The organism is Myxococcus sp. AB036A, from assembly GCF_006547355.1.
Taxonomy (GTDB): Bacteria; Myxococcota; Myxococcia; order Myxococcales; family Myxococcaceae; genus Myxococcus; species Myxococcus virescens.
Genome location: NZ_VHLC01000006.1, coordinates 30,627 through 53,573, shown reverse-complemented (window position 1 = coordinate 53,573; position 22,947 = coordinate 30,627). Strand labels below are relative to the sequence as shown.

The following is a 22,947-nucleotide window of genomic DNA, read 5'->3' as shown; positions in this document are numbered from 1 at the left end:
CTTGCCTTCCCGCGTGGGGCTTCCCAGCTTTGAGCCATGTCCAAGCACCCTCGCTCCAAGGGAGGACGGCTGAGCGCGGGCCTCAAGCTCATCGGACCGCTCTGCATCTCCGTCGGCTTGCTCGTGGGGCTGCGGCTGCTGGGGCCGCAATACCTGGATCAGCAAACGCTGTCGGGCTGGCTGAGGCCCCTGGGCGCGTTGGCGCCCTTGGCCTTCATCCTGCTCCTCGCGGTGCGCCCGGTGACGCTGCTTCCCGGGCAGCTCTTCACGGCGGTGGGCGGCATCCTCTTCGGCATGGCCGCGGGCACGGCCTACGCGCTCGTCGGGACGCTGCTGGCCTCGGGCCTCATCCACTTGCTGGCGCGCAGGCTGGGCCGCAAGCCCATGCGGCGGCTGGCCGGGGACAAGCACCCGGTGTTCGAGCGCGCGGCGCGCGAGCATGGCTTCCAACTCGGCTTCCTGGCCTGCATCAATTCAGTGATTCCGGCGGATGTGATGCTGGCGACGGCGTCCGCGTCAGGCGCCCGCTACGTCCCGCTGGCGCTGGGCGCGGTGGTGGGCACCCTCCCCGGGACGCTGCTGACGGCGCTCTTCGGCAGCTCGCTGGGGCAGGGGAAGACGTGGATGACGGCCGTGTCCGCCACCGGCATGGGGGTGAGCCTGCTGCTGGGGCTCGTCCTGGGACGCAAGCTGATGCGGGAGTTGCTCGCGAAGGATGCGGCCGTTGCGAGCGGGGGGCCTGGACGCGTGCGCCCAGGCCCCAGGGACGCGCGGCCTACGGGTAGCAGGCGGCCTGGCGCAGCGCCGTGTCTTCCGGCAGCCCCAGCGCGACGTTGAAGTTCTGCACCGCCTGGCCGGCCATGCCCTTCACCAGGTTGTCGAGCGCCGCCATGACGGCCACCGAGCGGCCCTTGGTGGCCACTGCGATGTCGCAGAAGTTGCTGCCGGCCACCGCGGCGATGCGCGGCGTGCCCTCGACGATGCGCACGAACTTCGAGCCCTCGTAGTAGCGGCGGTAGCGCTCCATCAGCGACGCCGTCACCACGGCGCCGCCGTGCTCCGGCCACTCGAACTGCACGGTGGCGAAGATGCCGCGCACCATGGGCGCCGAGTGCGGGACGAAGGCCAGCCGGTGCCGCTGCGCGCCGTGGGCCACCAGCATGACCTCCACCTCGGCCTCGTGCTGGTGCTCCAGCGGCTTGTACGCGCGGAAGTCTTGCGCGCGCGTCGGGTGGTGCGTGCCCTCACCGGGCAGCGAGCCGGAGCCGGACGAGCCCGTGACGCCGGACACCGCGAGCAGCCCCAGGCCCGGCGTGGAGGCGATGGGCAGGAGCGCCAGCTGCACCGCCGTGGCGAAGCAGCCCGGGTTGGCGATGCGCTTGGCCGTCTTCACCGCGTCGCGCTTCCACTCGGTGAGGCCGTAGGTGAAGGTGCCCAGCAGCTCCGGGGACGGGTGGGGCCGACCGTACGCGCCCGCGTAGCGGCCCGGGTGGTCCAGCCGGAAGTCGGAGGACAGGTCCACCAGCAGCAGGCGCTCGGCGATGCCGACCTCCGCCCACTGCTTCTCCAGGCCCGCGAACTGCTTGGCCAGGTCGCCGTGGCCCAGCGCGCTGAAGACGACGGGCTGCTCGCAGTCCGCCAGCCACTTCCAGTCGGGCTCGCCCTCGAAGCGGCCCTCCACCAGTCCGCGCAGGTGCGGGTGCACCTTGTGGATGGGCTCGCCGGCGTGGTGCCGCGACACCGCGCGGATGCTGCCCACCGCGGGGTGGCCGGAGAGGATGCGCAAGAGCTCGCCGCCGCCGAAGCCGGAGGCACCCAGGATGTAGATGTTGACCTGCGTCATGACTTCCTCCCCGCGCCCAGCTTGGGGGCGATTTTTTCCAGGATGAGTCCGCCCAGCGCCGCCGCGTCCGCGCGGGCGTTGCGAGCGGGGATGCCCACCACCTGCTCCACGAAGCGCACGCCCACGGCGTTGTCCGTGGCCGGTCCGGCCACCACGTCCACTTCGATGCCGTACGCCTCGCGCAGGTGCCGCACGCCGCCGGATGCGCCCACCGGGTCGTTGGCGCACAGCACCCACGCCCCCGCCAGGCTCTTGAGCTCCGGGTCCGCGAGGATGCCCTGTACGCCGTACTCGCCCATGATGCCGTCGCCCGTCTCCGCGACGATGACGTCCACGTTCTCCGCCGCCAGCTCGGAGAAGAGCACCCGCGCCACGCGCGCGCCCGTGCGAGGGCCCGTGCAGACGATGCCCGCGTCCGTGAAGTCCATCACCACGTCCGCGCCGGAGTCCTGCATGCTCAGCGTGTCGCGCATCAGCGACACCCCCGTCAGCTTGGCGCCGCCCACGCGGAAGCCCGCCTGTGCCAGCTTGCGCACCATGGCCGCCGCGGCGAACGTCTTGCCCGAGTTCATGCAGGTGCCCACCACGTAGACGACGGGGCACTTCACCGGCGACGACGTGCCCTTCAGCGCGCCGGAGGACACGTGCGCTGGCTGCCCGGTGCGCGACATCAGCTCCGGGAACTCCAGCACCTGGCCCAGCACCTCCGCCTCGAAGGGCAGGCCCACGCCGTGGTTGTGCGACGTGCACTTGCCGATGACGCCGCCCATGTTGAGCACGTGCAGCCGCTCGCCCACGGTGACGGACGCCGGCACCACGCCTTCATAGCCGTGCAGCGCGTTGCGGTGACCCAGCGCGCCCACGACGATGTCACCGGCGTGCAGCGTCACCAGGCGCCCGTGCACGTCCTCGAGCTGGTTGTACGTGCTCTTCTCTCCGTGGATGCGCACGGCCACCACCGCGCCCTCCTCGGCCTTCACCTCGGACGCGAGGTGGACGGTACGGCCCAGGCCGAGGTTGCGGGTGACACTGCCTACCTTGTCGACGAAAACCTTCATGGCACCCTCACTTCGCGCGATGCGAGAGCATCTGCGCGACGCCGTACAGCTTGGCGAAGCCCGCGGCTTCCGAGCCGTTCCACAACACGTTGGCCTCTCCGTACGTCGCCACCTTCGCGTCCATCAGCGAGTGCGGCGAACGCACGCCTTCCACCACCTGCGTGCGCGGGTGCAGCACCAGCCGCACGTCACCCGTCACGCGCTCCTGCGACGAGGTGAGGAACGCCTCCAGGTCCTTCACCAGCGGGTCGAAGAAGTGCCCCTCGTGCAGCAGCGAGCCGTAGAGGTTGCCCATCGACTCCTTCCAGAAGAGCTGCTTGCCGGAGAGCACCAGCTTCTCCAGCTCGCGGTGCGCGGTGACGAGCAGGTGCGCCGCCGGCGCCTCGAAGCCCACGCGGCCCTTGATGCCCAGAATCGTGTCACCCAGGTGCACGCCCCGGCCGATGCCGTAGGTGCGCCCCAGCGCGTTGAGCGCCTCCACCAGCTTCACGGGGCCCAGCTTCTCGCCGTCCAGCGCCACCGGGACGCCCTTCTCGAAGGAGACCGTGAGGGGATGGGGCTTGAGGTCCTGCGACAGCTCGCCGCCGGGGAAGGCCGCCTCGGGCAGCGCCTTCCAGGAGTCCAGCGTCTCGGCGCCGCCCACGGAGGTGCCCCACATGCCCTCGTTGACGGAGTAGGAGCCCAGCTTCGGCGGCATGTGCACGCCGCGCTCGGCCAGGTAGGACAGCTCCTGCTGCCGGCTCAGGGACAGCGTGCGGATGGGCGTGAGCAGCTCCAGCTCCGGCGCCAGCGAGCGGAAGGCCACGTCGAAGCGCACCTGGTCATTGCCCGCGCCCGTGCTGCCGTGCGCCAGCGCCTGGGTGCCCTTCTCGCGCGCCACGCGGACGACCTCCGCCGCCTGGCAGGCCCGCTCCGCGGACACGCTCAGGGGGTAGACCTGGCCGCGCAGCACGTTGCCCGCGATGAGGTAGCGCAGGTAGCCCTGGAAGAGCGTCTCGCGCGCGTCCACCGTCACGTGCTCCACCGCGCCCAGCTGCTTGGACAGCGCGGCGATGCGCTCCAACTGCTCGGGCGGGAAGCCGCCGGTGTCCACCGTGACGGTGGTGACGTCGTAGCCCTGCTCGCGCAGGTAGACGGCGCAGAATGCGGTATCGAGTCCGCCGGAGAAGGCCAGCACCACGTTCTTCTTGTTGCTCATGATTCGCTCCTCACGGGGATGCGGTTCAAACCGTCCAGACGCGCCCGGCGGCATCGGCCACCAGGCGGTGCGTCTCATCGAGCCAGGCGCGCGAGGCGGCCAGCTCTTCCCGGGCCTGGGGCAGGCCCAGGTTTCCGGCGCCACCCAGATGGGTGGCCGTCAGGGCGCCGCGGTCTGGACGGAACGTTCCTTCCACCAGCTCGCGGCCCACCTGCTTGTAGGCGTCACGGAAGGCCTGTCCCTGGGCCACCAGCGCATAGGCGTGGTGCGCTGCGTACAGCGTGTCGTCGCTGGCACGCGCCGCCGCGTCCGCCTTCACCTGGAGCGCGGGCACCAGCCGGGTGAGCACGTCCAGCAGCTCCCGCGTGGAGCCCAGCGCCGTCAGGGTGGGGGACTTCAGCAGTTGGAAGTCGCGGTGGTAGCTGGAGGGCAGTCCGCCCGCGACGGCTTCCACCTGATGCGCCAGCCCGCGCAGCTCGCGGCAGCGGCCCCGGGCCAGCTCCACGACGTCCGGGTTCTTCTTCTGCGGCATGATGGACGAGCCCGTGGTGTACGCGTCCGGCAGCCCGAGGAAGCCGAACTCGTCCATGCTGTAGAGCTGCACGTCCCACAGCCACTTCTCCAGCGTGCCCGCCACCGAGCAGGCCCAGCCCAGCACCGCAGACTCGTGGCGGCCGCGTCCGTTCTGCACGTCGATGGGGCTGCGCTGCACGCGCGAGAAACCCAGCAGCGCCGCCACGTACTCCCGGTCGATGGGCAGCGGCACGCCGAAGCCCGCCGCCGCGCCCAGCGGGCAGCGGTCCAGCCGAGCCCACACGCCGCGCAGCGCCTCGAACTCCTCCAGCAGCCCTTCCGCGAACGCCATGCCCCACAGACCGAAGGTGGAAGGCATGGCCCGGCGCAGGTGCGTGTAGCCCGGCAGCGCCACGTCCTTGTGCGCCTGCGCGAAGTCCAGGAAGGCCCCCGCCAGCTCCGCCGCCCGCGCGCCCAGCGTGAGCACTTCTTCACGCAGCAGCAGGCGCAGGGCCAGTTGCACCTGGTCGTTGCGAGAACGCCCCAGGTGGATGCGCTTGCCCGGCTCGCCCACGCGCTCCACCAGCGCCGCCTCCAGGGCGGTGTGGCCGTCCTCCTGCTCGGGACGGATGACGAACGTGCCCGCGCGGGCCTCGTCGTGCAGCGCCTTGAGCGCCGTCACCAGGGCCTTGGCCTCCGCGTCCTTCAGCAGGCCCACGCGCGCCAGCATCCGCGCGTGCGCGGCCGAGCCGAGCGCGTCATGCGGCGCCAGCGCCAGGTCCACCACCGGGTCGTTGCCCACCGTGAAGCGGTGGATGGCCGCGTCCAGGGGAAGGCCCTTGCCCCACAGCGTGTCAGCCACGAGCCACCTCCTCGAAGTAACCCCGAACCAGTTGCGTGTAGAAGGCGGCGCCGGCTTCCAGCTCCGCCCGGGTGATGAATTCGTCCGCCAGGTGGCTGCGCAGCGTGTCGCCAGGGCCCACCTTCACCGCGGGGATGTCCCCCAGGAAGGCCCAGTCCGACGCCGTGCTGGAGCCCACCGGCTGCGCGCCCGACGCGGCCACCGCCGCGCGGACAATGGGCTGCTCCGCCGACGTCGCCTTCGGCAGGTAGCGCTCCGAATGGACCTTCACTTCGCTCCTCAACGCGCCCGCCACCTGCCGGGCCACCAGCGCGTGCTCCATGCCCGGCGTGGTGCGCAGGTCCACGAAGAACTCGCACTGGTCCGGCACCTGGTTGCGCGCCAGGCCCCCCGACACCTGCGTCACCTGCGCCCGGGCCTCGCCCAGGAGCGGGTGGGGCGGAAAGCGCAGCTCGGCCAGTACCGCGATGTCCGTCGCTGCCAGGTGGATGGCGTTGACGGCCCCCGTGGCGTGCGCGTGCGCGACGTGCGCGCTCTTGCCGTGCGCGGTGCAGCGAAGCAGCAACATGCCGCGCTGGGCGGTGCAGGGCTTGAGGCTGGTGGGCTCGCCGACGATGGCGGCGTCCAGCGGGCCCAGCTTGGGCAACAGCGTTCCCAGTCCCTGGCCTCCCGTTTCTTCCTCCGCGGTGAACGCGAACACGACTTCCGCGCCCGTGGGCGCGCCTTCGGCCAGCAGGGTCCGCGCGGCGAGCAGCATGCCCGTCACGCACCCCTTGGCGTCATTGCTGCCCAGGCCGTACAGGCGGTCCTCGCGCCACACGGGCGCGTGGGGCTCGTACGTCCACCCGGCGCACGGCTTCACCGTGTCCAGGTGCGAGTTGACGAGCAGCCGGCGCGGCCCGCTCCCCACGGAGAACCACACGTTGTGGCCCTGCCGCTGGACGCGCGCGCCCCAGCCTTCCGCCCACCCGGACACGGTGTCCGCGATGCGGCCCTCGTCACCTGACACGCTGGGGATGGCCACCAGCGCCTGGAGCAGCTCCGCCGCCGTCATCCCACCGCCCCCGCGGGCTTCTGCGCGTTCTCCCGCACGACCATGGTCCCGCTGCCCTCGTTGGTGAAGACCTCCTCCAGGAGCGCGTTGGGCTGCACGCCGCTGACCAGGTGCACGCTGCCCACGCCGCCCACGAGCGCGTGGCGGATGGCGTGCGCCTTGGGCTTCATGCCGCCCGCGATGGCGCCAGTGCTCTCCATGGTGGCCAGGTCCGTGAGGTTGGCCAGCGTGACGAGCGACGACGGGTCGCTCACGTTCTTCAGCAGGCCCGGAACCTGGACCAGGAAGAAGAGCTTCTCGGCGGACAGCGCCACCGCCAGCGCCGCGGCCACGGTGTCCGCGTTGGTGTTGTACACGGCGCCGTCCGTGCCACCCGACAGGGGGGCGATGACGGGCACGTAGTCGGCCGAGCGCAGGTGCTCCACCACGCGGGTGTCCACCTGCTCGATGTCGCCCACCAGGCCGTAGTCCACCAGCTTGCCCTCGGTGGCACCGGCTTCCGTCACCATGACGGGCGGGCGCTTGCGCGCCTTGATGAGGCCGGCGTCCACGCCGCTCAGGCCCACCGCGGGCACGCCCGCCGCCTGGAGGTCCGCCAGCAGGTCCGTGTGCAGCTTGCCCGCGAGCACCATCTTCGCCGCGTCCAGCACGGGCGCGGAGGTGACGCGGCGGCCGGCCACCTTCTCCACCGGCAGGTGGAGGGCGTCACACAGCGTGTCCAGCTCCGGACCGCCGCCGTGTACCACGACGGGGCGGATGGAGAAGGTCCACAGCAGGGCAATCTGCTCGCAGGCGGCGCGGCGCAGACGCGGGTCGCTGAGCATGGCGCCGCCGAGCTTCACCACGAACGTCTTGCGGCGGAACTGCTGCACGTACTTCGCCGCGTGGCGAAGCGCGGAGTAGGGGTCGGGCGAAAGGGGCACGTGAGTCCTCGAAGAAGTCAGAAAAGGAAGAATGCGGAGGGGCCGCTCAGCGCGAACGCATCCAGTGCAGCAGCGCCCGCTGGACGTGGTAGCGATTGCCGGCTTCGTCTACGACGCGGCTGCTCGGGTGGTCCAGAACCTCATCGGCCACTTCCACGTTCCGGCGCACGGGCAGGCAGTGGAGGAAGGCCGCGTCCTTCTGCGCGCGCGACATCGTCAGGCGGGTGGGCATCCAACCGGAATAGGACGCGAGCAGCGCGGAGACGTCATTGGGCGAAAACGCCGCAGCGGCCGTGGGGCCCCACGACTTGGCGTAGACGGCGCGGCTGCCGGCTAGGGCCTCGTCCTGGTCGTGCGTATAGGTGACGCTGCCGCCCGTGGCCTTGGCGTACGCCTCCGCCTCGGCGCGGACGGCCGGGTGCAGGTCGAACCCGGGAGGGTGCGCCACGCGAATCTCGCAGCCCGCCGCCGCCGCGCTCAGCAGGAAGGAGTTGGGCACGGCCTTGGGCAGCGGCTTGATGTGCGGCGCCCACGTCAGCGTCACCGGCAGCTTCTTCGTGCTGCCGAACGTCTCACGCAGCGTCAGCATGTCCGCCAGACCCTGGCAGGGGTGCTCGCGCGCGGACTCCATGCTCACCACCGGCACGGTGGACCACTTGCGGAACGCGTTGATGACGGGGTCGAGCTCGTCCTCCTCGTCACCGCCACCCTGCGAGAAGGTGCGCACGCCGAGCATGTCCACGAAGCGCGACAGGACGGGCGCGGCCTCCTTGAGGTGCTCGGCCCGGTCCGCGTTCATCACCGCGCCCTCGCGGTGCTCCAGCTTCCAGACGCCAGCGCCCACGTCCAGGATGATGGCGTTGCCACCGCCGCGCAGCATGACGGCCTCGAACGAGGTGCGCGTGCGCAGCGACGGGTTGAAGAACACCATCCCCAGCAGCGTGTTGGCGAAGAGCGCGTGCTCCGGGCCCTTCTGCTTCCACGCAAACGCCTGCGCGAGCACCGCCTCCACGCCTTCGGGCCCCAGATCCTTGATGTGCGTGACGTGCTTCATGGGCCTGTCCTCCCCGGCAGCGGCTACCTGCATATTCGTGATGAATATGCGTGAAAATGCGTGCATTGCCGCGAAAAGGCGGCGGATATTATGCAGAAAGACGCGCCGCGCAAGCGGATTATTCGCAACAGGCGCATGCATGTTCTTGCATGAATATTCACGGGGATGCATGTTGGTGGGAATGAATCTGGACGAGGCCATCCTGCGGCTCATCGCCGAGCGGGAGATCGGCGATCAGGCCGTGCTGCAACAGCTACTGGAGGCCGAAGGCCAAGCGCCGAGCCAGTCGACGCTGTCGCGGCGCCTGAAGAAGCTGGGCATCTTGAAGGTGGGTGGGCGCTATCAGCGCGCGCCGACCACGCCCGCGGTGATGCCGGAGCGGCCCCGCGTCACCATCCTGGAAGCGCCGCCCAACCTGCTGGTGATTCGAACGGCGCCGGGGTTCGCGCCGGTGCTCGCGCTGGCGTTGGACAAGGAGCGGGAGCTGCCGGGGCTCGCGGGGACGGTGGCGGGGGATGACACCATCTTCGTTGCGGTGACGGACCCGGCGCTGCTGCGCGACGTGCGCGCGGCGGTGGAGCGGCTCCTGTCGCTGGGGGCGTGAGAGGCGCGCCCCGTCAGGGGACGCTCGTCATGGGGCTGCGTCCCTGGCGCAGGCGCCGTCTACACGGCCTTCGTTGCCGGCGACCGTTGGACCGCGCCGGGCATCACTTGGAATCACCTGTTCGACGCGTCGAAGCGCCCCGGAGCGCGAGAGCTCACTGGATGGCGAAGACGTAGTTCTGCCCGTGGCGCGAGTCCCACTGCTGGCAGCCCTTGCGGTCCTGGGAGGAGAACCACAGCTCCAGCGTCGCCGGGCCGGGCGGCAGCGGAATGAAGGCGGGGATCTGCCTCCAGAACTCGGCGTCCCATTCACCCCAGCTCGCCGTCAGGCTGAGCATCGTCACCGGGCCGCCGTTGATGCGGTAGTACGCCGTGGTGCCCCAGGCCTTGTAGTTCAGGTACTGCGCCCGGCACTGGGCGATGCGGCCGATGTCGTAGTCCACCATCAGCGTGGTGCCGCCCTGGAGCGTGCCGTGGACCGTGTACGTCCACGCCGGCGCGGGGTGGAACGAAATCGTCGGGTTCTGCGTCACCCACGTGTGGAAGTTGTACTGGAGGTTCGAATCCCAGTGGGAGCAGCCGGTGGCGTCCGTGTTCTGGAACCACAGCTCCAACGTGCCGCCCTGGGCCAGGGCCAGCTGCGTCTGCGCGATGGCGTCCACCGTGGTGGCATCCGCCACGGGGAAGCTCTGCACCGGGCCCCGGTTCGACATGGCGAAGCCGGTGACGGTCCACCCGGTGCCCCGGCACAGCGGCAGGCGCGAGGTGTCATAGGCGATGTCCAGCGCGCCGCCCGCCTCCGGCTGGCCACTGAGCGTGACGCTCCAGTCCGCGGCGAAGGTCAGCGTGGGCGGTCCGGACAGGAAGGCCAGGTCGGACTGCACGGCGACGGGCGCTTGCGGCGCTGCGGAGGCGGAGGAGGCAAGGCACAGCAACGGCAGCAGGGCGGACAGCAGCGGCTTCATGGCGACTCCCGGGCTCGGAGGGTGGTGGCGCCCGGACGGAGGGTGTGGCCCGCCGGACGCGAGCGGCTCGCTAGCACGACCCGGGGAAATACCGGAATGCCCTGCTTCCGCCGTGCCTGCGGGTGCGCCTCGGCCTGACGTCAGCGGGTGAACGCCTCCCACTGTAGGACACTGTCGTTTCCCAGCCCCTCCGGACGGGGGAATCGTTGCACCGTGAGGGGTATCCGCCCCAGTTTTCCAAGATTTCTCGTTGAGAGCGTAGTTTCTGTGAGGGCGGCGAACCCGTCTGGCCTGGAGGTGAATGTGGGCATGTCGGAGCTGACAGAGCTGCTGGACCACGCGCGCAAGGGCGAGCAGGGCGCGCGGGATGCGTTGACGGCGGCGGCCTACCGGGAGCTGCGGGACATGGCGCAGCGGGCCATGTCCGATGCGGCGTCGACGCCGTCACTGCAACCCGCGGTGTTGGTGAAGGAGGCGTGGCTGCGTCTGTTCAGCGCGGGGGCCCCAGTGGAGGCGCGGCGTCACTTCTTCAGCGCCGCGGCGCAGGCCATGCGGCGGGTGATGGTGGACCGGGCGCGGCTGCGCAGGGCGCAGCTCCGCGAGGCCCGGCTGGAGCGGGTGAGCCTGGGGGACGTGGCGGCGGATGTCCCGGCGGGTTTGAGCATGGAGGTGCTGGAGCTGGACCGCGCGCTCTCGGAGCTGGACACGTTCCAGCCGCGGCTCGCGCGCATGCTGGAGCTGCGCTACTTCGTGGGCCTGGACCTGCTGGACACCGCCGCGGTGCTGAGCGTGTCGCCCGTCACGGTCAAACGCGACTGGGCCTACGTCCGGGAGTGGCTGCTGACGCGGCTGGGCAACTGACGGCCCGCGCGTCCACGCGGGCCGGGTTGGAATCAGGGTGCGTCGGGCTCAGCGCTTGCGGCGGGCTCGGCCCATCAGTGCCAGCACCGCCAGCCCCAGTGCCTGGGCGCCCGCGCCGCCGCCGCTGCAACCACAGCCGCTGGGCGCGTCGCCCTTGTCGTCAATTGGAGGAGGCGGGGGCGCGATCTGCAGCGACACGCTCCGCGCCGCCGTCTGGTTCGCCGAGTCCGTCACCCGCACCGTCAGCGGGAAGGTGCCGCTGGCGGTCGGAATCCCGCTCAGCACGTAGGCGCCGTCGCGCTGCTGAATCGTCAAGCCTCCGGGCACGGTGCCGCCGTCCAGGCTCCACGTATACGGCGCCCGGCCGCCCTGGACGGTGAAGCGCGCCTCATACGCGGTGCCCTGGGTCGCGGACGCAATCGCGCCGCTGGAGATGCTCAGGGTGCCCACCACGTCCACGCTGTACGTGCGCGCCGCCACACCGCCGCGCGCGTCGCGAACCCGGACGGTGACGGCGCTGCTGCCGGACTGCGCGGGCGTGCCGGTGAAGGTACCCGTCGTGGGGGAGAACGTCAGGCCCGAGGGCAGCGTGCCCTCCAGCTCGAACGTCAGGGTGCCCGAGCCGCGCGTGCTCAGTTCCACGTTGGCGGCCGAGCCCAGCCGGAACGGGGGCAGCGTCTCCGTGAGGAGCTCCGGCAGCGGCCAGGGCCGGCGCGAGGCCACCAGCAGACGCCGCTGGCTCACCGCGACCACGGAGGTGTCGCCCGTGGCGAAGGCCGTGGACGCATAGTTGCCGCCCGCGCCCGTCGGGTGCGCCGTCCATTCCTTGCCATCCGCCGACACCTGCAGCTCGAACGAGGGCAGCACTCCCACGACTTGCGGGTCGACGGCCGTCCAACTGACGACGAAGCTCTGGTCCACGAACGTCATGAGCGGGGTGGGGAGCGGAGCGTCGGCGGGGAGCCGGAGGCTCTCCACGCGCGTCCAGGTGCCGCCGAGGTCCTCGGAGAGGAAGAATCCGCTCGTCGGGTCCACCGCCTGGGGCGCCAGAGGGGGCAACTGGTTGGGCCGGGCGAAGGCGAGGAAGCGACCATTGCCGGCGACGAGCTGGGCGATGGTGAGCCCGGACAGCGTGGCGGGCTGGAACACCTCCCAGGCGGCGCCAGCGCCCTGGGGCCGCACGAGGACAGGATGCTGGGAGGGCGCGCCCGCCATCGGGTTGGCCACGGCGAGGAAGCTGCTCTGACCGGCCACCAGCGTCACGACGTCATAGGCGCTGTTGATGCTCTCATCGGTCCATCGCTGGCCGTCCGTGGAGCTGGCGATGAGGCCCGCGGTGCCCACCGCGACCATCCGGTTTCCGCTGAGCGCGAGCTCCAGGAAGCGCCGGCTCCCGGGCGCCGGGTCCTGGTAGGCGGGGGCCCAGGTATGCGCGTTGTCGGACGAGACGACGATGCGCCCGTTCGACAGGCCGAACCACTTGCGCTGGGAGTAGACCAGCCGCTCCAGCGGGAGGGGCGACGTGGTCCCCTCCGCCACGGGAACGAAGCCCGTCCACTGGCGACCGTCCGAGGAGCGAAGCAGCTCCGGGTTGCCGGTGGCCGCCGCCAGGAACGTCCCGTTGCCATGCCAGGCGCGCGTCACGGACGGCGTCACCAGGATGCCGGTGGCGACGCCTGCTTGCCAGTCGTCGAAGGTGGTGGCGGGCGCCACGTTGACGTGGAGCAGGCGCTCCAGGCGTCCCGAGAAGTCCGTGGGCTGGTAGGTCGGAGCCTGCCCCCCTCCGACTGGAGGCGTCATCTCGCGGAACCCGCTCTGGTACCGCACCCGGTAGGCCCCCTGGGCCGCCGCGGGCACGGGGAGCGTGAGCTGCGCGGTCGTTTGGACCTCCTGGTTCGTCGTGGTCACGTTTTCCGACACCAGGCAGTGCCAGGTGGCGCCGTCGACGGGCCAGGCGGACTGGGCCTCGGCGGAGAGCGCCGCGGCGCCCGGCTGCGCGGCGGTGGCCGCCGAGCCGGCATGCGTGTAGCTGCCGCCCGGCGCTTGCCAGCCCACGGGCAGGGCGATGCAGGCCACCAGCTGACCGGTGCGCGCGGAGGTCTGGCCAGGCCCGGAGGAGACCTGGAGGCTCAGCGAGACGGAGGTTCCACTGCGGACCGTGCCTTCGTGACTGACGATGGCCTCGGACTGGAAGCCGGAGACGACCCACCACAGCGAAGCCCCCAGCAGGGCTCGCAGGGAACGATTGCGATTGAGCAAGGGGGACATCCTGTCGCGATGCGAGAGGAGCCCTGTCTACGGTTTCGCATTCCCCCGAGTCAAATCAGCGTGGGCGTCTCGCGAACCCCGCCGCCGAACAGGTGCCGGCCCGGGGGCAAGGCGCTGCGCGCTCCCCGGCCATCACGGCTTGTCGAGCAGCTCCAGGGCGGCGGTGGTCAGCGTGGTGACGCCCGTGCGCAGCGTGCGCTCGCGGTCCGGCGCGAAGAGGGGCGAATGCATCGACGGCAGCGCGGTCCCCGCGGACATGGCCTGGGCGTATTGCCGCGGCTCGGTGGAGCCGAGCCAGAGCATCACGGCGGGAACGCCCGCGCGCCCGTACTCGGAGAAGTCCTCGCCGCCCATGACGGGAGGCGCCTCCTGGAGGTTCTTCTCGCCCAGGACGCGGGACACCGCGCCCACCAGCCGCTTGGTGAGTGCCGGGTCGTTGAAGGTGGAGGGCGTGCCCTCGGTGATGGCGATGTCGGGTGGACGGGGCGCGCCGGAGGCCATGGCCTCCGCCTTGGCGATGCGCTCGATGCCGTCCAGCAGGGCCTTGCGGACCTCGGGCTTGTACGAGCGCACGGAGAGGTGGAGCTTCACGTCATCGGGGATGATGTTGTGCTTGGCGCCGCCATGAATGGAGCCGACCGTCACCACCGCGGGCTCCAGTGGGTTCTTCTCGCGGCTGACGAGCGTCTGGAGCGACAGCACGACGCGCGCCGCCATCACCACCGGGTCCACGGTGGTGTGGGGATAGGCGCCATGTCCCCCCTTGCCATGCAGGGTGATTTCAACGCTGTCCACGCTCGCCATCGCATACCCGGGTGTGAACTCCACCGTGCCCGCCGCGGCGGTGTTGACGTGGAGCGCCACCGCGAAGTCCGGCTTGGGGAAGCGCTTGAAGAGGCCGTCCTGGAGCATCTGCCGGGCGCCCGCGCCCACCTCTTCCGCCGGCTGGCCCACCAGCAGCAGTGTGCCTCGCCACCGGTCCTTCGAGCGGGCCAGCAGCGTGGCCGTCCCCAACAACGACGTCATGTGCACGTCATGGCCACACGCGTGCATGACCGGGTGGGTCGCGCCCGCGGCGTCCTTCGCCTTCTGCTTGCTCGCATAGGGCAGGCCCGTCTTCTCCTCCACGGGCAGCGCGTCCATGTCCGCGCGCAGCATCACCGTGGGGCCCTGGCCGTTGCGGAGCAGGGCCACGACGCCGTGCCCGCCCACCTTGGACGTCACCTGGAAGCCGAGCTTACGCAGCCGGTCGGCCAGCTTCGCCGCCGTCTTGGCTTCCTGGTTGGACAGCTCCGGCGTCTGGTGCAGGTCGCGGTAGAGCGCGTCGAGCTCTGGGTAGATGGCATCGAGCCCACCCAGGACGGGCGGCGTCTCCGCGGCGAGCGCGAGGCCGCCGGGCGCGGCCAGGGAGATGAGCAGCAGGGAAAGCAGAGGGGAAATCTTCACGGGGCGGACTCCTGTCCGTCGGGGAGCGGGGTGCCACTACAGCACACCCGCCGTGTCAGGAGGGGTAAGCCCGCATGTCCCGCCACCCTCGAAGGGGCGGGATTGACGGCCAGGAGGCAGAGCGCGTCTGCTTCACGCATGTCCCAATCTGGTTCTCCCGTGGCGGACGACCTGCCCATGGCGCGTCCGGTGGATGCCTCCGAGCGAGTCGTCTTGCTGGACGCCCTCCGTGGCTTCGCGCTCTGGGGCGTCTTCGTGTCCAACAGCCTCATGTGGCTGAGTGGACGGGCCTTCATGCCCCGTGAGGCTGCGACCGCGCTGGATGCGCACCTGCTGGAGCAGGTGATTGGCGCCATCTATCAGCTCTTCGTGACGCAGAAGTTCATCACCATCTTCTCGTTCCTCTTCGGCCTGGGCTTCGCACTCCAGTTCTCGCGGGCCGAGGCACGTGGCGTCTCCGGCGCGCCGCTCTACCGCCGGCGGCTGCTGATGCTCTTCGGCATCGGCCTGGCGCACGCCCTTCTGTTGTGGACGGGCGACATCCTCCACACCTACGCGATGGTGGGCTTCCTGCTGATGGCCTTCCGGGCCCGCTCCAACCGCACGGTGCTGTTCTGGGCGCTGGGGCTCGTCACCGTGATGCCGTTCCTGGTGCCCGCCGCCATGCGCTACACGCCCATCCTGCTGCACGGCGCGGAGGCCGCGGCCGAGGCCGCGAAGGCCAGTCAGGCCAGGGATATGGCCTTGAGAGCCGACACCCTGGTGGCGTTGTCGAGCGAGTCGTTCTGGACGGCACAGGTGGGCAACGCACGCTTCTTCCTGGAGAACCTCGGCGGCGGCTTCCGGCGCGTGCTCTGGATGAGCCTCATCCTGGGGCGCTTCCTGCTGGGGTTGCTGGCGGGGCGTCTGCTCCTGTTGCAGGACGTGGAGCGTCACCGGGCGTTGCTGCGCCGGATTCTCGGCTGGGGGCTGAGCGTGGGCCTCGTCCTCAATGGCGGTGGGTTGCTGCTGTTCCGCCTGCGCAAAGCCGGCGTGCTGGAGTGGGACCCGAAGGGGCCCTGGATGATGATCGTCAACGGCTTCCAGGAGCCCGGCTTCATCGCCATGGGCGCGGCATATGTGGCGGCCTTCGCGCTGCTCTTCCAGCGGGAGCGCTGGAGCCGCTGGCTTGGCGTGCTGACGCCCGTGGGACGCATGGCCCTGACGAACTACCTGATGCAGTCCGCGGTGAGCATCTGGATTTATAGCGGTTGGGGCCTGGGCTTCATCGGCAAGCTGCCGGCGTCGCGCATCGTCGTCATCTGCTGCGTCATCTTCGCGGCGCAGGTGGTGTTCAGCCGTCTGTGGTTGGCGCGCTTCCGCTTCGGTCCCGCGGAGTGGCTGTGGCGCTCGCTCACGTATGGAAGGGTCCAGCCCATGCGGCGGCTCGCTGGCGACGGAGGCGTCTCCGGCGTCAGCGCTTCTTGAGTGGGTGAGGGCTCAGAGTGAGTTGAGGAACGCGAGCAGTGCCTGCCGGTCCACGAGCGGCAGGCGCGTGTAGCGCTCCTGGGCCGGCGCGGCCTCGCCGCCATGCCACAGCACGGCCTCTTCCAGGTCGCGAGCCCGCCCGTCATGCAGGAAGCGGGTGTGCCCGTTCACCGCTTTCACCAGGCCCACGCCCCACAGCGGCGGGGTGCGCCACTCGGTGCCGGTGGCGAGCCCGTCCGGACGGGCATCCGCGAGCCCTTCGCCCATGTCGTGGAGCAGCAGGTCCGTGTAGGGGCGGATGCGCTGGCCGGACAGTTCGGGGAAGCCGGGCACGCCTTCCGTCTCGAAGACGGTGGCCACGTGGCACCCCGCGCAGCCGATGGCGCCGAACACCGCCTTGCCGCGCAGGACGTCGGCGGCTTCCCAGTTCCGGCGCTTGGGCACGGCGACCAATCGCGCGTAGATGAGCAGCGCGTCCAGTTCCTGGGGGCTGACCTCGGGTGGGGCGGCCTCGCCGGCCTCGCGTCCCTGCTCGCGGGGATACAGCTCCGTCGTCAGTCCCATGTCGGTGACGAGCGCGTGTGCCACCTGCTGGTGCAGCGTGGGTTGGTTGGCCTTCCAGCCGAAGCGCCCCAGCCGCGTCTGTCCCGTCGCCGCGTCCCGCACACGGTTGGCCCGGCCGGAGATGCCATCCTGGTCACGGTCCTCCGAATCCTCGTGGGCCAGGACCGCCGCCTCGGGGATGGCCTCGAGCAGGCCGAGGCCGAAGTTCGCGGGCGCGACACGAGGAGAGAAGCGGGTCTCTTCTCCGAGGGGCCCCTTCGACAGTTGGGTGAATCGGTAGCGGGGCCGGTGGAGGACGTAGGTCTCGCCCGAGGCGAACCGGCCGGTGACTTCTTCGTACGTCACCTCGACGCTGCCTTCCGCGCCGGTTCCGTCGACATGGCGAACGTCGAGCTGCGCGCCATACACCGGATGCGGCCCACGGCCGTCTGGCCCGCTCAGTTGGAACGCGAGGGAGATGGGCGTCTCGCTCGGGGAGGCGGGGGGCTGACCGCGTCCATCCTTTACGTGGCAGGTCATGCACGAGGGGGCGTTGAACAGCGGCCCCACTTGGATGGGGCCGTCCACGTCCGTCCAGTCGCGGCCGAAGACGCGCTTGCCCGCGTGGAAGTCCTCCCAGCGCGTCCGCGGCATGTTCATGGGGGCGCGGCCGAAGGCATTGCGTCCCGGGTCCGGCACGGAGCCCTGTCCGCCAGACAGCTCCTCTCCAGGCTCCGTCGTGGCGGGCAGTGCGCCCAGTTCGAGAGGCCGGGGCAGCCGGGGCGTGCTCGCCCAGACAGCGGCGATGGCGATGGCTCCGACGGGAATGCCTAGAAGGTACAGCCGCCTGCGCATCAGAACGTCTCCCGAGGGAAAGCCTACTCGCTTCCCGTGACGCGCTTCGAGGCGAAGCGCCATCCGCGGCCGTGAGGTGTGCACCCATCGCGCCACGGGGCGCGCAGCCATGCTGCTGCTGGGAGAAGCGGCGTTCGCGAGGACGAGGCGCGTGGCCGTGTAGCGCGTTCCGCTACAGGGCGGAGGCGTGTGTGTCGTTCAATGCTACAGACGCGGTGTTTCACGCTCCTCCTGGGAGGAGGGCGCGAGCGGTGCTTCAGGCCGGCTGCGCCGCTTCTGCCTCGGCGAGTCGCTGGTGCGCCTGCGCAGTCAGCTCGAAGGAGCGCAGCCGCGCGGCGTGGTCGTAGACCATTCCCGTCACCATCAGCTCATTGACTCCCGTGAGTCGAATGAACGCCGCCAGGCCCTGCTGAACGGTGTCGGGCGCGCCGATGATGGAGTACTTCAACGCGTGGTCGGCGCTCGCGCGGTCCAAGGGCGAAGCCACGGAGTCGATGTCATCAACCGGGGGCGGGAGCTGACCGGGCGTGCCGCGGCGCAGGCGGATGAACTGCTGCTGCACGGACGTGAAGAGGCGCTGCGCCTCCGCATCCGTATCCGCCGCGAAGACATTCACACAGGCCATGGCGTAGGGCCGCTCGAGCGACTCGGACGGCTTGAAGCGCTCCCGGTAGATGTCCAGGGCCTGAAGCAGGGCATCGGGCGCGAAGTGGGAGGCGAAGGCGAACGGCATGCCCAGCATCGCCGCGAGCTGCGCGCTGAACAGGCTGGAGCCGAGCAGCCAGATGGGCACCTTCAAACCCGCGCCCGGCACCGCCTGGATGAGCTGCCCCGGCTCGGTGGGCTCGAAGTACGACTTCAGCTCCACGACGTCCTGGGGAAAGGTGTCCGCGCTCGCCGCCAGGTCCCGCCGCAGGGCGCGCGCCGTCAGCATGTCCGTGCCCGGCGCCCGGCCGAGCCCCAGGTCGATGCGCCCCGGGTAGAGCGTCTCCAGCGTGCCGAACTGCTCCGCGATGATCAGCGGCGCGTGGTTCGGCAGCATGACGCCGCCCGAACCCACCCGGATGCGCTTCGTCCCCCCGGCCACGTAGCCGATGACCACGGACGTCGCCGCGCTGGCGATACCCGTCATGTTGTGGTGCTCGGCCAGCCAGAAGCGCTTGAAGCCCCAGTCCTCCGCGTGCCGTGCCAGGTCCAGCGTGTTCCGGAGCGCGTCGGCCGCGGTGGAGCCCTGCGTGACGGGCGAGAGGTCGAGGACGGAGAAAGGAATCATGGGGCCCCTACTAACGCCGTCCCTGGGGCCTCCGCTTGCCCATGAACAGGGTATGCCGCGTCCCCTTGGTGCCATGCGCCGCCGGGTGCAGCACCTGGACGGTGAAGCCCGCTTGCTCCATGCGGCGTTCGAAGGCGGGGGAGGGCCCGGCGCTCCACACGCCCAGTACGCCTCCTGGCCGCAGCGCCTGGACGGCGTGCGCCAGCCCCACGCGCCCATAGAGGCCGTGGTTGTCGGGGTGGGTGAGGGCGGTGGGGCCGTTGTCCACGTCGAGCAGGATGGCGTCATAGGTCCCGGACTGCCGGGCCATGTGCTTGCCCACGTCGAGCTCCACCACGGTGACGCGCGGGTCCTCCAGTGGCGCTCCGGCCAGCGGCGCGAGCAGCCCCCGGTTCCACGTCACCACGACGGGGAGCAGCTCCGCCACCGTGACACGCGCGTCGGGACCCAGCCGGTCCAGCACCGCGCGGGCGGTGTAGCCAAAGCCCAGCCCGCCCACGAGCACCCGGACGCCGCTTCGGCCCGCCAGCCCTTCACAGCCGGCCTCCGCCAGCGCTTCCTCGGAGCCGTGCTGCCGGCTGGACATCAGCGTCTGGCCCCGTACGCGGAAGACGTACTCGTCCCCGCGCCGGGCCAGGGTGACTTCCCCCACGTCCGGGACTTCTGCGCGCTCCAGCGTCTCCCAGGGCTTCATGGCCGGGCTCTTCGCGCGGAGGCGGCCCGGCGTCAAGCCATGACGCCGGGCCGGGGCACATCCGTGGACGCCCGGGCTAGGCCGAGCGCTTCACGTCCTTCGAGGTGTCCACCAGCACCTTGGCGAAGGTGAGCCCGTCCGGGCCCGCATCCGCCTGGATGTGGTCGCCCGGGACGAACTCGCCGCCCAGGACCTTGAGGGCCAGCGGGTCCAACAGGTTCTTCTGCACCGCGCGCTTCAGGGGCCGCGCGCCGTACGTCGGGTCGTAGCCGCGCTCGGCGAGCAGCTCGCGCGCCTTCTCCGTCAGCTCCAGCGTCAGCCGCTTGTCGGCCAGCAGCTTGGACAGCCGCGCCAGCTGCAGGTCCACGATGCGGTAGATGTCCTTCTTCCGCAGCGGCTCGAAGATGACGACCTCGTCCACGCGGTTGAGGAACTCCGGCCGGAAGTGCGCGCGCAGCGCGTCCATCACCTCGTTGCGCGTGCGCTCGTCCAGCTCCTCCTTGCCCGCCATACCGGCCTGGATGTCCTGCGAGCCGATGTTGGACGTCAGGATGAGCACCGTGTTCTTGAAGTCCACCGTGCGGCCCTGGCTGTCCGTCAGCCGGCCCTCGTCGAGAATCTGGAGCAGCACGTTGAAGACGTCGTGGTGCGCCTTTTCGATTTCGTCGAAGAGGACCACCGTGTACGGCCGCCGGCGCACCGCCTCGGTGAGCTGGCCGCCTTCCTCGTAGCCGACGTACCCCGGAGGCGCGCCCACCAGCCGGGCCACGGAGTGCTTCTCCATGTACTCGGACATGTCGATGCGGACCATGGCCGAGTCGTCATCGAAGAGGAACTCCGCCAGCGCCTTGGCCGTCTCCGTCTTGCCCACGCCCGTGGGGCCCAGGAAGATGAACGAACCGATGGGGCGGTTGGGGTCCTGCAGTCCGCTGCGCGCGCGGCGCACGGCGTTGGACACCGCCTCGATGGCGCTGCGCTGGCCAATCACCCGGTTCGCCAGCCGGTCCTCCATGTGGACCAGCTTCTGGACCTCGCCCTCCATCAGCCGCGAGACGGGGATGCCCGTCCACTTGGCCACCACCTGGGCGATGTCCTCCGCGTCGACTTCCTCCTTGAGGAACTTCTGGTTCTTCTGCAGCTCGGCCAGCTTCTCGTTCTGCGCCTTCAGCTCCTTGTCGAGCGAGGGGATGACGCCGAACTTCAGCTCCGCCGCGCGGTTCAGGTCGCCCTGACGCTCGGCCGTGGCCTGGTCGTTCTTCGCCTTCTCCTGCTTCTCCTTCAGGCTGCGGATGGCGCCAATGGCCGTCTTCTCCGCGTCCCAGTGCACCTTGAGCGCGTTGAACTTCTCGCTCAGGTTGGCCAGCTCCTTCTCAATCTGGCCCAGGCGCTCCTGCGAGTGCGGGTCCGTCTCCTTGCGCAAGCCCTCCCGCTCAATCTGGAGCTGCGTCATCTTCCGGCGCACGTCGTCCAGCTCCGTGGGCATGGAGTCGATTTCGATGCGCAGGCGGCTGGAGGCCTCGTCGACCAGGTCGATGGCCTTGTCCGGCAGGAACCGGTCCGCGATGTAGCGGTGGCTCAGCGTGGCGGCGGCCACCAGGGCGTTGTCCTGGATGCGCACGCCGTGGTGCACCTCGTAGCGCTCCTTCAGGCCGCGGAGGATGCTGATGGTGTCGTGCACGCTCGGCTCGCCCACCAGGACGGGCTGGAAGCGCCGCTCCAGCGCGGCGTCCTTCTCGATGTGCTTGCGGTACTCGTCCAGCGTGGTGGCGCCGATGCAGTGCAGCTCGCCGCGCGCCAGCGCCGGCTTGAGCATGTTGCCCGCGTCCATGGCCCCTTCGGCCTTGCCCGCGCCCACCAGCGTGTGGAGCTCGTCGATGAAGAGGATGACCTCGCCCGCGGCGTCGGCAATCTCCTTGAGGACGGCCTTGAGGCGCTCCTCGAACTCGCCGCGGTACTTCGCGCCGGCCACCATGGCGCCCAAATCCAGGGACACCAGGCGCTTGTTCTTCAGGCCCTCCGGCACGTCGCCATCGACGATGCGCCGCGCCAGTCCTTCCGCGATGGCCGTCTTGCCCACGCCGGGCTCGCCGATGAGCACCGGGTTGTTCTTGGTGCGCCGGCTCAACACCTGGACGCACCGGCGGATCTCCTCGTCACGGCCGATGACGGGGTCGAGCTTGCCGGAGCGCGCCGCCTCGGTGAGGTCGCGGCCGTACTTCTCCAGCGCCTGGTAGGTCGACTCGGCGTCCTGGCTCGTCACGCGCCCGGAGCCCCGGACGTCCTTGAGTCCGGACAGCACGCGCTCCCGCGTGACGCCCGAGGACTTCATCACCTCGCCCACCGCGCCCTTGTCGTGCGTGAGCGCGAGCAGCAGGTGCTCCGAGGAGATGAACTCGTCCTTGAGGGACTTGGCCTCGTCCTCGGCCTTGTCGAAAGTCTTGAGCAGCCGCTGGCCGAGCATCGCGCTCTCGCCCCCCTGCATGCGGGGCAGCTTCTGGAGCGCTTCGCCAAGCCGCGCGGCGAACAGCTTCACGTCGGCCCCGATCTTCCGGAGCAGGGGGTCGACGATGCCGTCCTTCTGGCCGAGCAGCGCAGCGGCCAGGTGCTCGGGTTCGTACTGCGGATTGTCCGCCCGACGGGCCAGGGCCTGACCCTCGTGGATCGCCTCCTGCGCCTTCACTGTGTACTTGTCGAGTCGCATGCCTCCAACGTAAGAGTCGGCCACCCCTTGGCAAGCAGCGCACGTGGCGCGACGTTTCCGTTTGCCTGAAATTGTTTGGACTCCTGGTAGCCACCTGCTTTTCAGGGTGCCGGAGTTGCCAGCGGGTATGATGCCGGGTATAGGCGGCGCCCAATCCCCTGGGGGGCTGAAACTGAAAGCACACGGCGGATATCTCCTACGACTCGAAAGCTTCGGCGGCCTGGAGCTGCTCCGGTTGGCGCGTGAAGCGCTGGCGCTGGACGGTGCGATGGGCGCGACGGGGCTGAAGGTGTCCGTCAACCGGCGCCGCAAGGTGGTCCGTCTGGCGTACGTGGCTCCCTTCACGGAGGGACGGCAGGGCGCACACTGGTATGCGGCCCACCATGCGCTCCCCCGGCTGCTCTCCCGGGCGACGAACGCCGCCGTCCAGGCCTACGTCTATGATCCAGACGAAGGCGAGCAGGTCATCGCGTACGGCAATGGCCGGCGCGTGGGCGGTGAGCGGGTCGTCTACGAGGACGTGGAGCTCCCGGTGCCGCTGGACCAGATGGACGACGCGGCCTTCAAGCACATGCAGGAGCGCTGGCCGGTGGGCCACCTGGCGTACGTGTTCGGCCTGACGCGCAAGGAGCTGCTGCGGCTGCCGCGCGTGGCTCCGGGCCAGGAGCTGGCGCTGGAGGGGCGTGACGCAGAAGGGGCCGCCATCTTGGAGGCCCTCCTACCGACCTGCCAGGTGACGCTGCCGGAGTCCGACGCCCTCTGAGGA

General features: G+C 70.4%; 19 protein-coding genes. 5 read left to right on the top strand and 14 right to left on the bottom strand.

Features of this window, described 5'->3' with window-relative positions; all coding sequences use genetic code 11:
* Nucleotides 1-36 precede the first annotated feature (36 nt).
* Nucleotides 37-837, top strand: a complete 801-nt coding sequence (locus FL344_RS04070) for a TVP38/TMEM64 family protein (RefSeq protein ID WP_141590221.1) — start codon at nucleotides 37-39, stop codon at nucleotides 835-837.
* Here FL344_RS04070 and argC read toward each other — a convergent pair.
* The 7 genes from argC to FL344_RS04035 are packed head-to-tail and all read right to left on the bottom strand — an operon-like array spanning nucleotide 776 to nucleotide 8,505.
* Nucleotides 776-1,843: an N-acetyl-gamma-glutamyl-phosphate reductase gene (argC, locus tag FL344_RS04065; RefSeq protein ID WP_090491578.1), complete on the bottom strand. Its 1,068-nt coding sequence runs from the start codon at nucleotides 1,841-1,843 to the stop codon at nucleotides 776-778. The two genes, FL344_RS04070 and argC, sit on opposite strands and share 62 nt — an antisense overlap.
* Nucleotides 1,840-2,901, bottom strand: a complete 1,062-nt coding sequence (locus tag FL344_RS04060) for a DUF1611 domain-containing protein (RefSeq protein ID WP_141617593.1) — start codon at nucleotides 2,899-2,901, stop codon at nucleotides 1,840-1,842. Before FL344_RS04060 ends, argC begins: the two co-directional genes overlap by 4 nt.
* A gap of 7 nt (nucleotides 2,902-2,908) precedes the next feature.
* Entirely contained in the window at nucleotides 2,909-4,099 is a 1,191-nt protein-coding gene (gene argG, locus FL344_RS04055) for an argininosuccinate synthase (RefSeq protein WP_141617592.1), read from the bottom strand.
* A 25-nt stretch (nucleotides 4,100-4,124) separates the two neighbouring features.
* The gene (argH, locus tag FL344_RS04050) at nucleotides 4,125-5,474 is read right to left on the bottom strand and encodes an argininosuccinate lyase (RefSeq protein ID WP_141617591.1); all 1,350 of its coding nucleotides are present in this window, start codon (nucleotides 5,472-5,474) and stop codon (nucleotides 4,125-4,127) included.
* Nucleotides 5,467-6,528 carry a M20/M25/M40 family metallo-hydrolase gene (locus tag FL344_RS04045; protein WP_141617590.1) on the bottom strand — a complete coding sequence of 354 codons (1,062 nt, stop codon included), beginning with the start codon at nucleotides 6,526-6,528 and terminating at the stop codon, nucleotides 5,467-5,469. Before FL344_RS04045 ends, argH begins: the two co-directional genes overlap by 8 nt.
* Nucleotides 6,525-7,451: an acetylglutamate kinase gene (gene argB / locus FL344_RS04040; protein WP_011555079.1), complete on the bottom strand. Its 927-nt coding sequence runs from the start codon at nucleotides 7,449-7,451 to the stop codon at nucleotides 6,525-6,527. The genes FL344_RS04045 and argB overlap by 4 nt, the downstream gene beginning before the upstream one ends.
* 46 nt (nucleotides 7,452-7,497) lie before the next feature.
* Complete coding sequence (locus FL344_RS04035) at nucleotides 7,498-8,505, bottom strand: N-acetylornithine carbamoyltransferase (RefSeq protein ID WP_090491573.1); 1,008 nt, start codon at nucleotides 8,503-8,505, stop codon at nucleotides 7,498-7,500.
* Nucleotides 8,506-8,674: 169 nt separating this feature from the next.
* On the opposite strand from FL344_RS04035, the gene FL344_RS04030 reads away from it, so the two are divergent.
* Entirely contained in the window at nucleotides 8,675-9,109 is a 435-nt protein-coding gene (locus FL344_RS04030) for an arginine repressor (protein ID WP_141590225.1), read from the top strand.
* 154 nt (nucleotides 9,110-9,263) lie between these two features.
* On the opposite strand, the gene FL344_RS04025 is transcribed toward FL344_RS04030, so the two are convergent.
* Nucleotides 9,264-10,073, bottom strand: a complete 810-nt coding sequence (locus FL344_RS04025) for a DUF6209 family protein (RefSeq protein WP_141617589.1) — start codon at nucleotides 10,071-10,073, stop codon at nucleotides 9,264-9,266.
* 309 nt (nucleotides 10,074-10,382) lie between these two features.
* Here FL344_RS04025 and FL344_RS04020 point away from each other — a divergent pair, with 309 nt between their 5' ends.
* A complete protein-coding gene (locus FL344_RS04020; protein ID WP_141617588.1) occupies nucleotides 10,383-10,934 on the top strand; it encodes a sigma-70 family RNA polymerase sigma factor in 552 nt (183 codons plus the stop codon).
* A gap of 48 nt (nucleotides 10,935-10,982) precedes the next feature.
* On the opposite strand, the gene FL344_RS04015 is transcribed toward FL344_RS04020, so the two are convergent.
* Nucleotides 10,983-13,202, bottom strand: coding sequence for an Ig domain-containing protein (locus FL344_RS04015; RefSeq protein WP_141617587.1), 2,220 nt, complete (start codon nucleotides 13,200-13,202; stop codon nucleotides 10,983-10,985).
* A 132-nt stretch (nucleotides 13,203-13,334) separates the two neighbouring features.
* Entirely contained in the window at nucleotides 13,335-14,648 is a 1,314-nt protein-coding gene (locus FL344_RS04010; RefSeq protein ID WP_141617586.1) for an amidohydrolase, read from the bottom strand.
* 138 nt (nucleotides 14,649-14,786) lie between these two features.
* Between FL344_RS04010 and FL344_RS04005 the strand changes: the two genes are divergently transcribed.
* Nucleotides 14,787-16,115 carry a DUF418 domain-containing protein gene (locus FL344_RS04005; protein WP_141617585.1) on the top strand — a complete coding sequence of 443 codons (1,329 nt, stop codon included), beginning with the start codon at nucleotides 14,787-14,789 and terminating at the stop codon, nucleotides 16,113-16,115.
* A 12-nt stretch (nucleotides 16,116-16,127) separates the two neighbouring features.
* Here FL344_RS04005 and FL344_RS04000 read toward each other — a convergent pair whose 3' ends face one another.
* The 4 genes from FL344_RS04000 to clpB form a co-directional block, all read right to left on the bottom strand.
* Entirely contained in the window at nucleotides 16,128-17,513 is a 1,386-nt protein-coding gene (locus FL344_RS04000; protein ID WP_141617584.1) for a di-heme oxidoredictase family protein, read from the bottom strand.
* Between the two features lie 256 nt (nucleotides 17,514-17,769).
* Nucleotides 17,770-18,786, bottom strand: a complete 1,017-nt coding sequence (locus tag FL344_RS03995; protein ID WP_141617583.1) for an LLM class flavin-dependent oxidoreductase — start codon at nucleotides 18,784-18,786, stop codon at nucleotides 17,770-17,772.
* 10 nt (nucleotides 18,787-18,796) lie between these two features.
* Nucleotides 18,797-19,480 carry a hypothetical protein gene (locus FL344_RS03990; RefSeq protein WP_141590233.1) on the bottom strand — a complete coding sequence of 228 codons (684 nt, stop codon included), beginning with the start codon at nucleotides 19,478-19,480 and terminating at the stop codon, nucleotides 18,797-18,799.
* Between the two features lie 76 nt (nucleotides 19,481-19,556).
* Nucleotides 19,557-22,181 (bottom strand): ATP-dependent chaperone ClpB, encoded by a 2,625-nt coding sequence (gene clpB / locus FL344_RS03985; RefSeq protein WP_141617582.1) that lies wholly within the window; start codon nucleotides 22,179-22,181, stop codon nucleotides 19,557-19,559.
* A gap of 235 nt (nucleotides 22,182-22,416) precedes the next feature.
* On the opposite strand from clpB, the gene FL344_RS03980 reads away from it, so the two are divergent.
* Nucleotides 22,417-22,944, top strand: coding sequence for a hypothetical protein (locus FL344_RS03980; protein ID WP_141590235.1), 528 nt, complete (start codon nucleotides 22,417-22,419; stop codon nucleotides 22,942-22,944).
* The last annotated feature ends 3 nt before the right edge of the window (nucleotides 22,945-22,947 follow it).

What these genes read in the sequence shown, in the direction of transcription:
- FL344_RS04015 (WP_141617587.1), bottom strand. Translation starts at nt 13,202, where the DNA reads ATGTCCCCCTTGCTCAATCGCAATCGTTCCCTGCGAGCCCTGCTGGGG.
- FL344_RS04025 (WP_141617589.1), bottom strand. Translation starts at nt 10,073, where the DNA reads ATGAAGCCGCTGCTGTCCGCCCTGCTGCCGTTGCTGTGCCTTGCCTCC.
- FL344_RS04060 (WP_141617593.1), bottom strand. Translation starts at nt 2,901, where the DNA reads ATGAAGGTTTTCGTCGACAAGGTAGGCAGTGTCACCCGCAACCTCGGC.
- FL344_RS03990 (WP_141590233.1), bottom strand. Translation starts at nt 19,480, where the DNA reads ATGAAGCCCTGGGAGACGCTGGAGCGCGCAGAAGTCCCGGACGTGGGG.
- FL344_RS04045 (WP_141617590.1), bottom strand. Translation starts at nt 6,528, where the DNA reads ATGACGGCGGCGGAGCTGCTCCAGGCGCTGGTGGCCATCCCCAGCGTG.
- FL344_RS04030 (WP_141590225.1), top strand. Translation starts at nt 8,675, where the DNA reads ATGTTGGTGGGAATGAATCTGGACGAGGCCATCCTGCGGCTCATCGCC.
- FL344_RS04035 (WP_090491573.1), bottom strand. Translation starts at nt 8,505, where the DNA reads ATGAAGCACGTCACGCACATCAAGGATCTGGGGCCCGAAGGCGTGGAG.
- clpB (WP_141617582.1), bottom strand. Translation starts at nt 22,181, where the DNA reads ATGCGACTCGACAAGTACACAGTGAAGGCGCAGGAGGCGATCCACGAG.
- FL344_RS04000 (WP_141617584.1), bottom strand. Translation starts at nt 17,513, where the DNA reads ATGCGCAGGCGGCTGTACCTTCTAGGCATTCCCGTCGGAGCCATCGCC.
- argG (WP_141617592.1), bottom strand. Translation starts at nt 4,099, where the DNA reads ATGAGCAACAAGAAGAACGTGGTGCTGGCCTTCTCCGGCGGACTCGAT.
- FL344_RS04070 (WP_141590221.1), top strand. Translation starts at nt 37, where the DNA reads ATGTCCAAGCACCCTCGCTCCAAGGGAGGACGGCTGAGCGCGGGCCTC.
- FL344_RS03995 (WP_141617583.1), bottom strand. Translation starts at nt 18,786, where the DNA reads ATGATTCCTTTCTCCGTCCTCGACCTCTCGCCCGTCACGCAGGGCTCC.
- FL344_RS04020 (WP_141617588.1), top strand. Translation starts at nt 10,383, where the DNA reads ATGTCGGAGCTGACAGAGCTGCTGGACCACGCGCGCAAGGGCGAGCAG.
- FL344_RS04005 (WP_141617585.1), top strand. Translation starts at nt 14,787, where the DNA reads ATGTCCCAATCTGGTTCTCCCGTGGCGGACGACCTGCCCATGGCGCGT.
- argC (WP_090491578.1), bottom strand. Translation starts at nt 1,843, where the DNA reads ATGACGCAGGTCAACATCTACATCCTGGGTGCCTCCGGCTTCGGCGGC.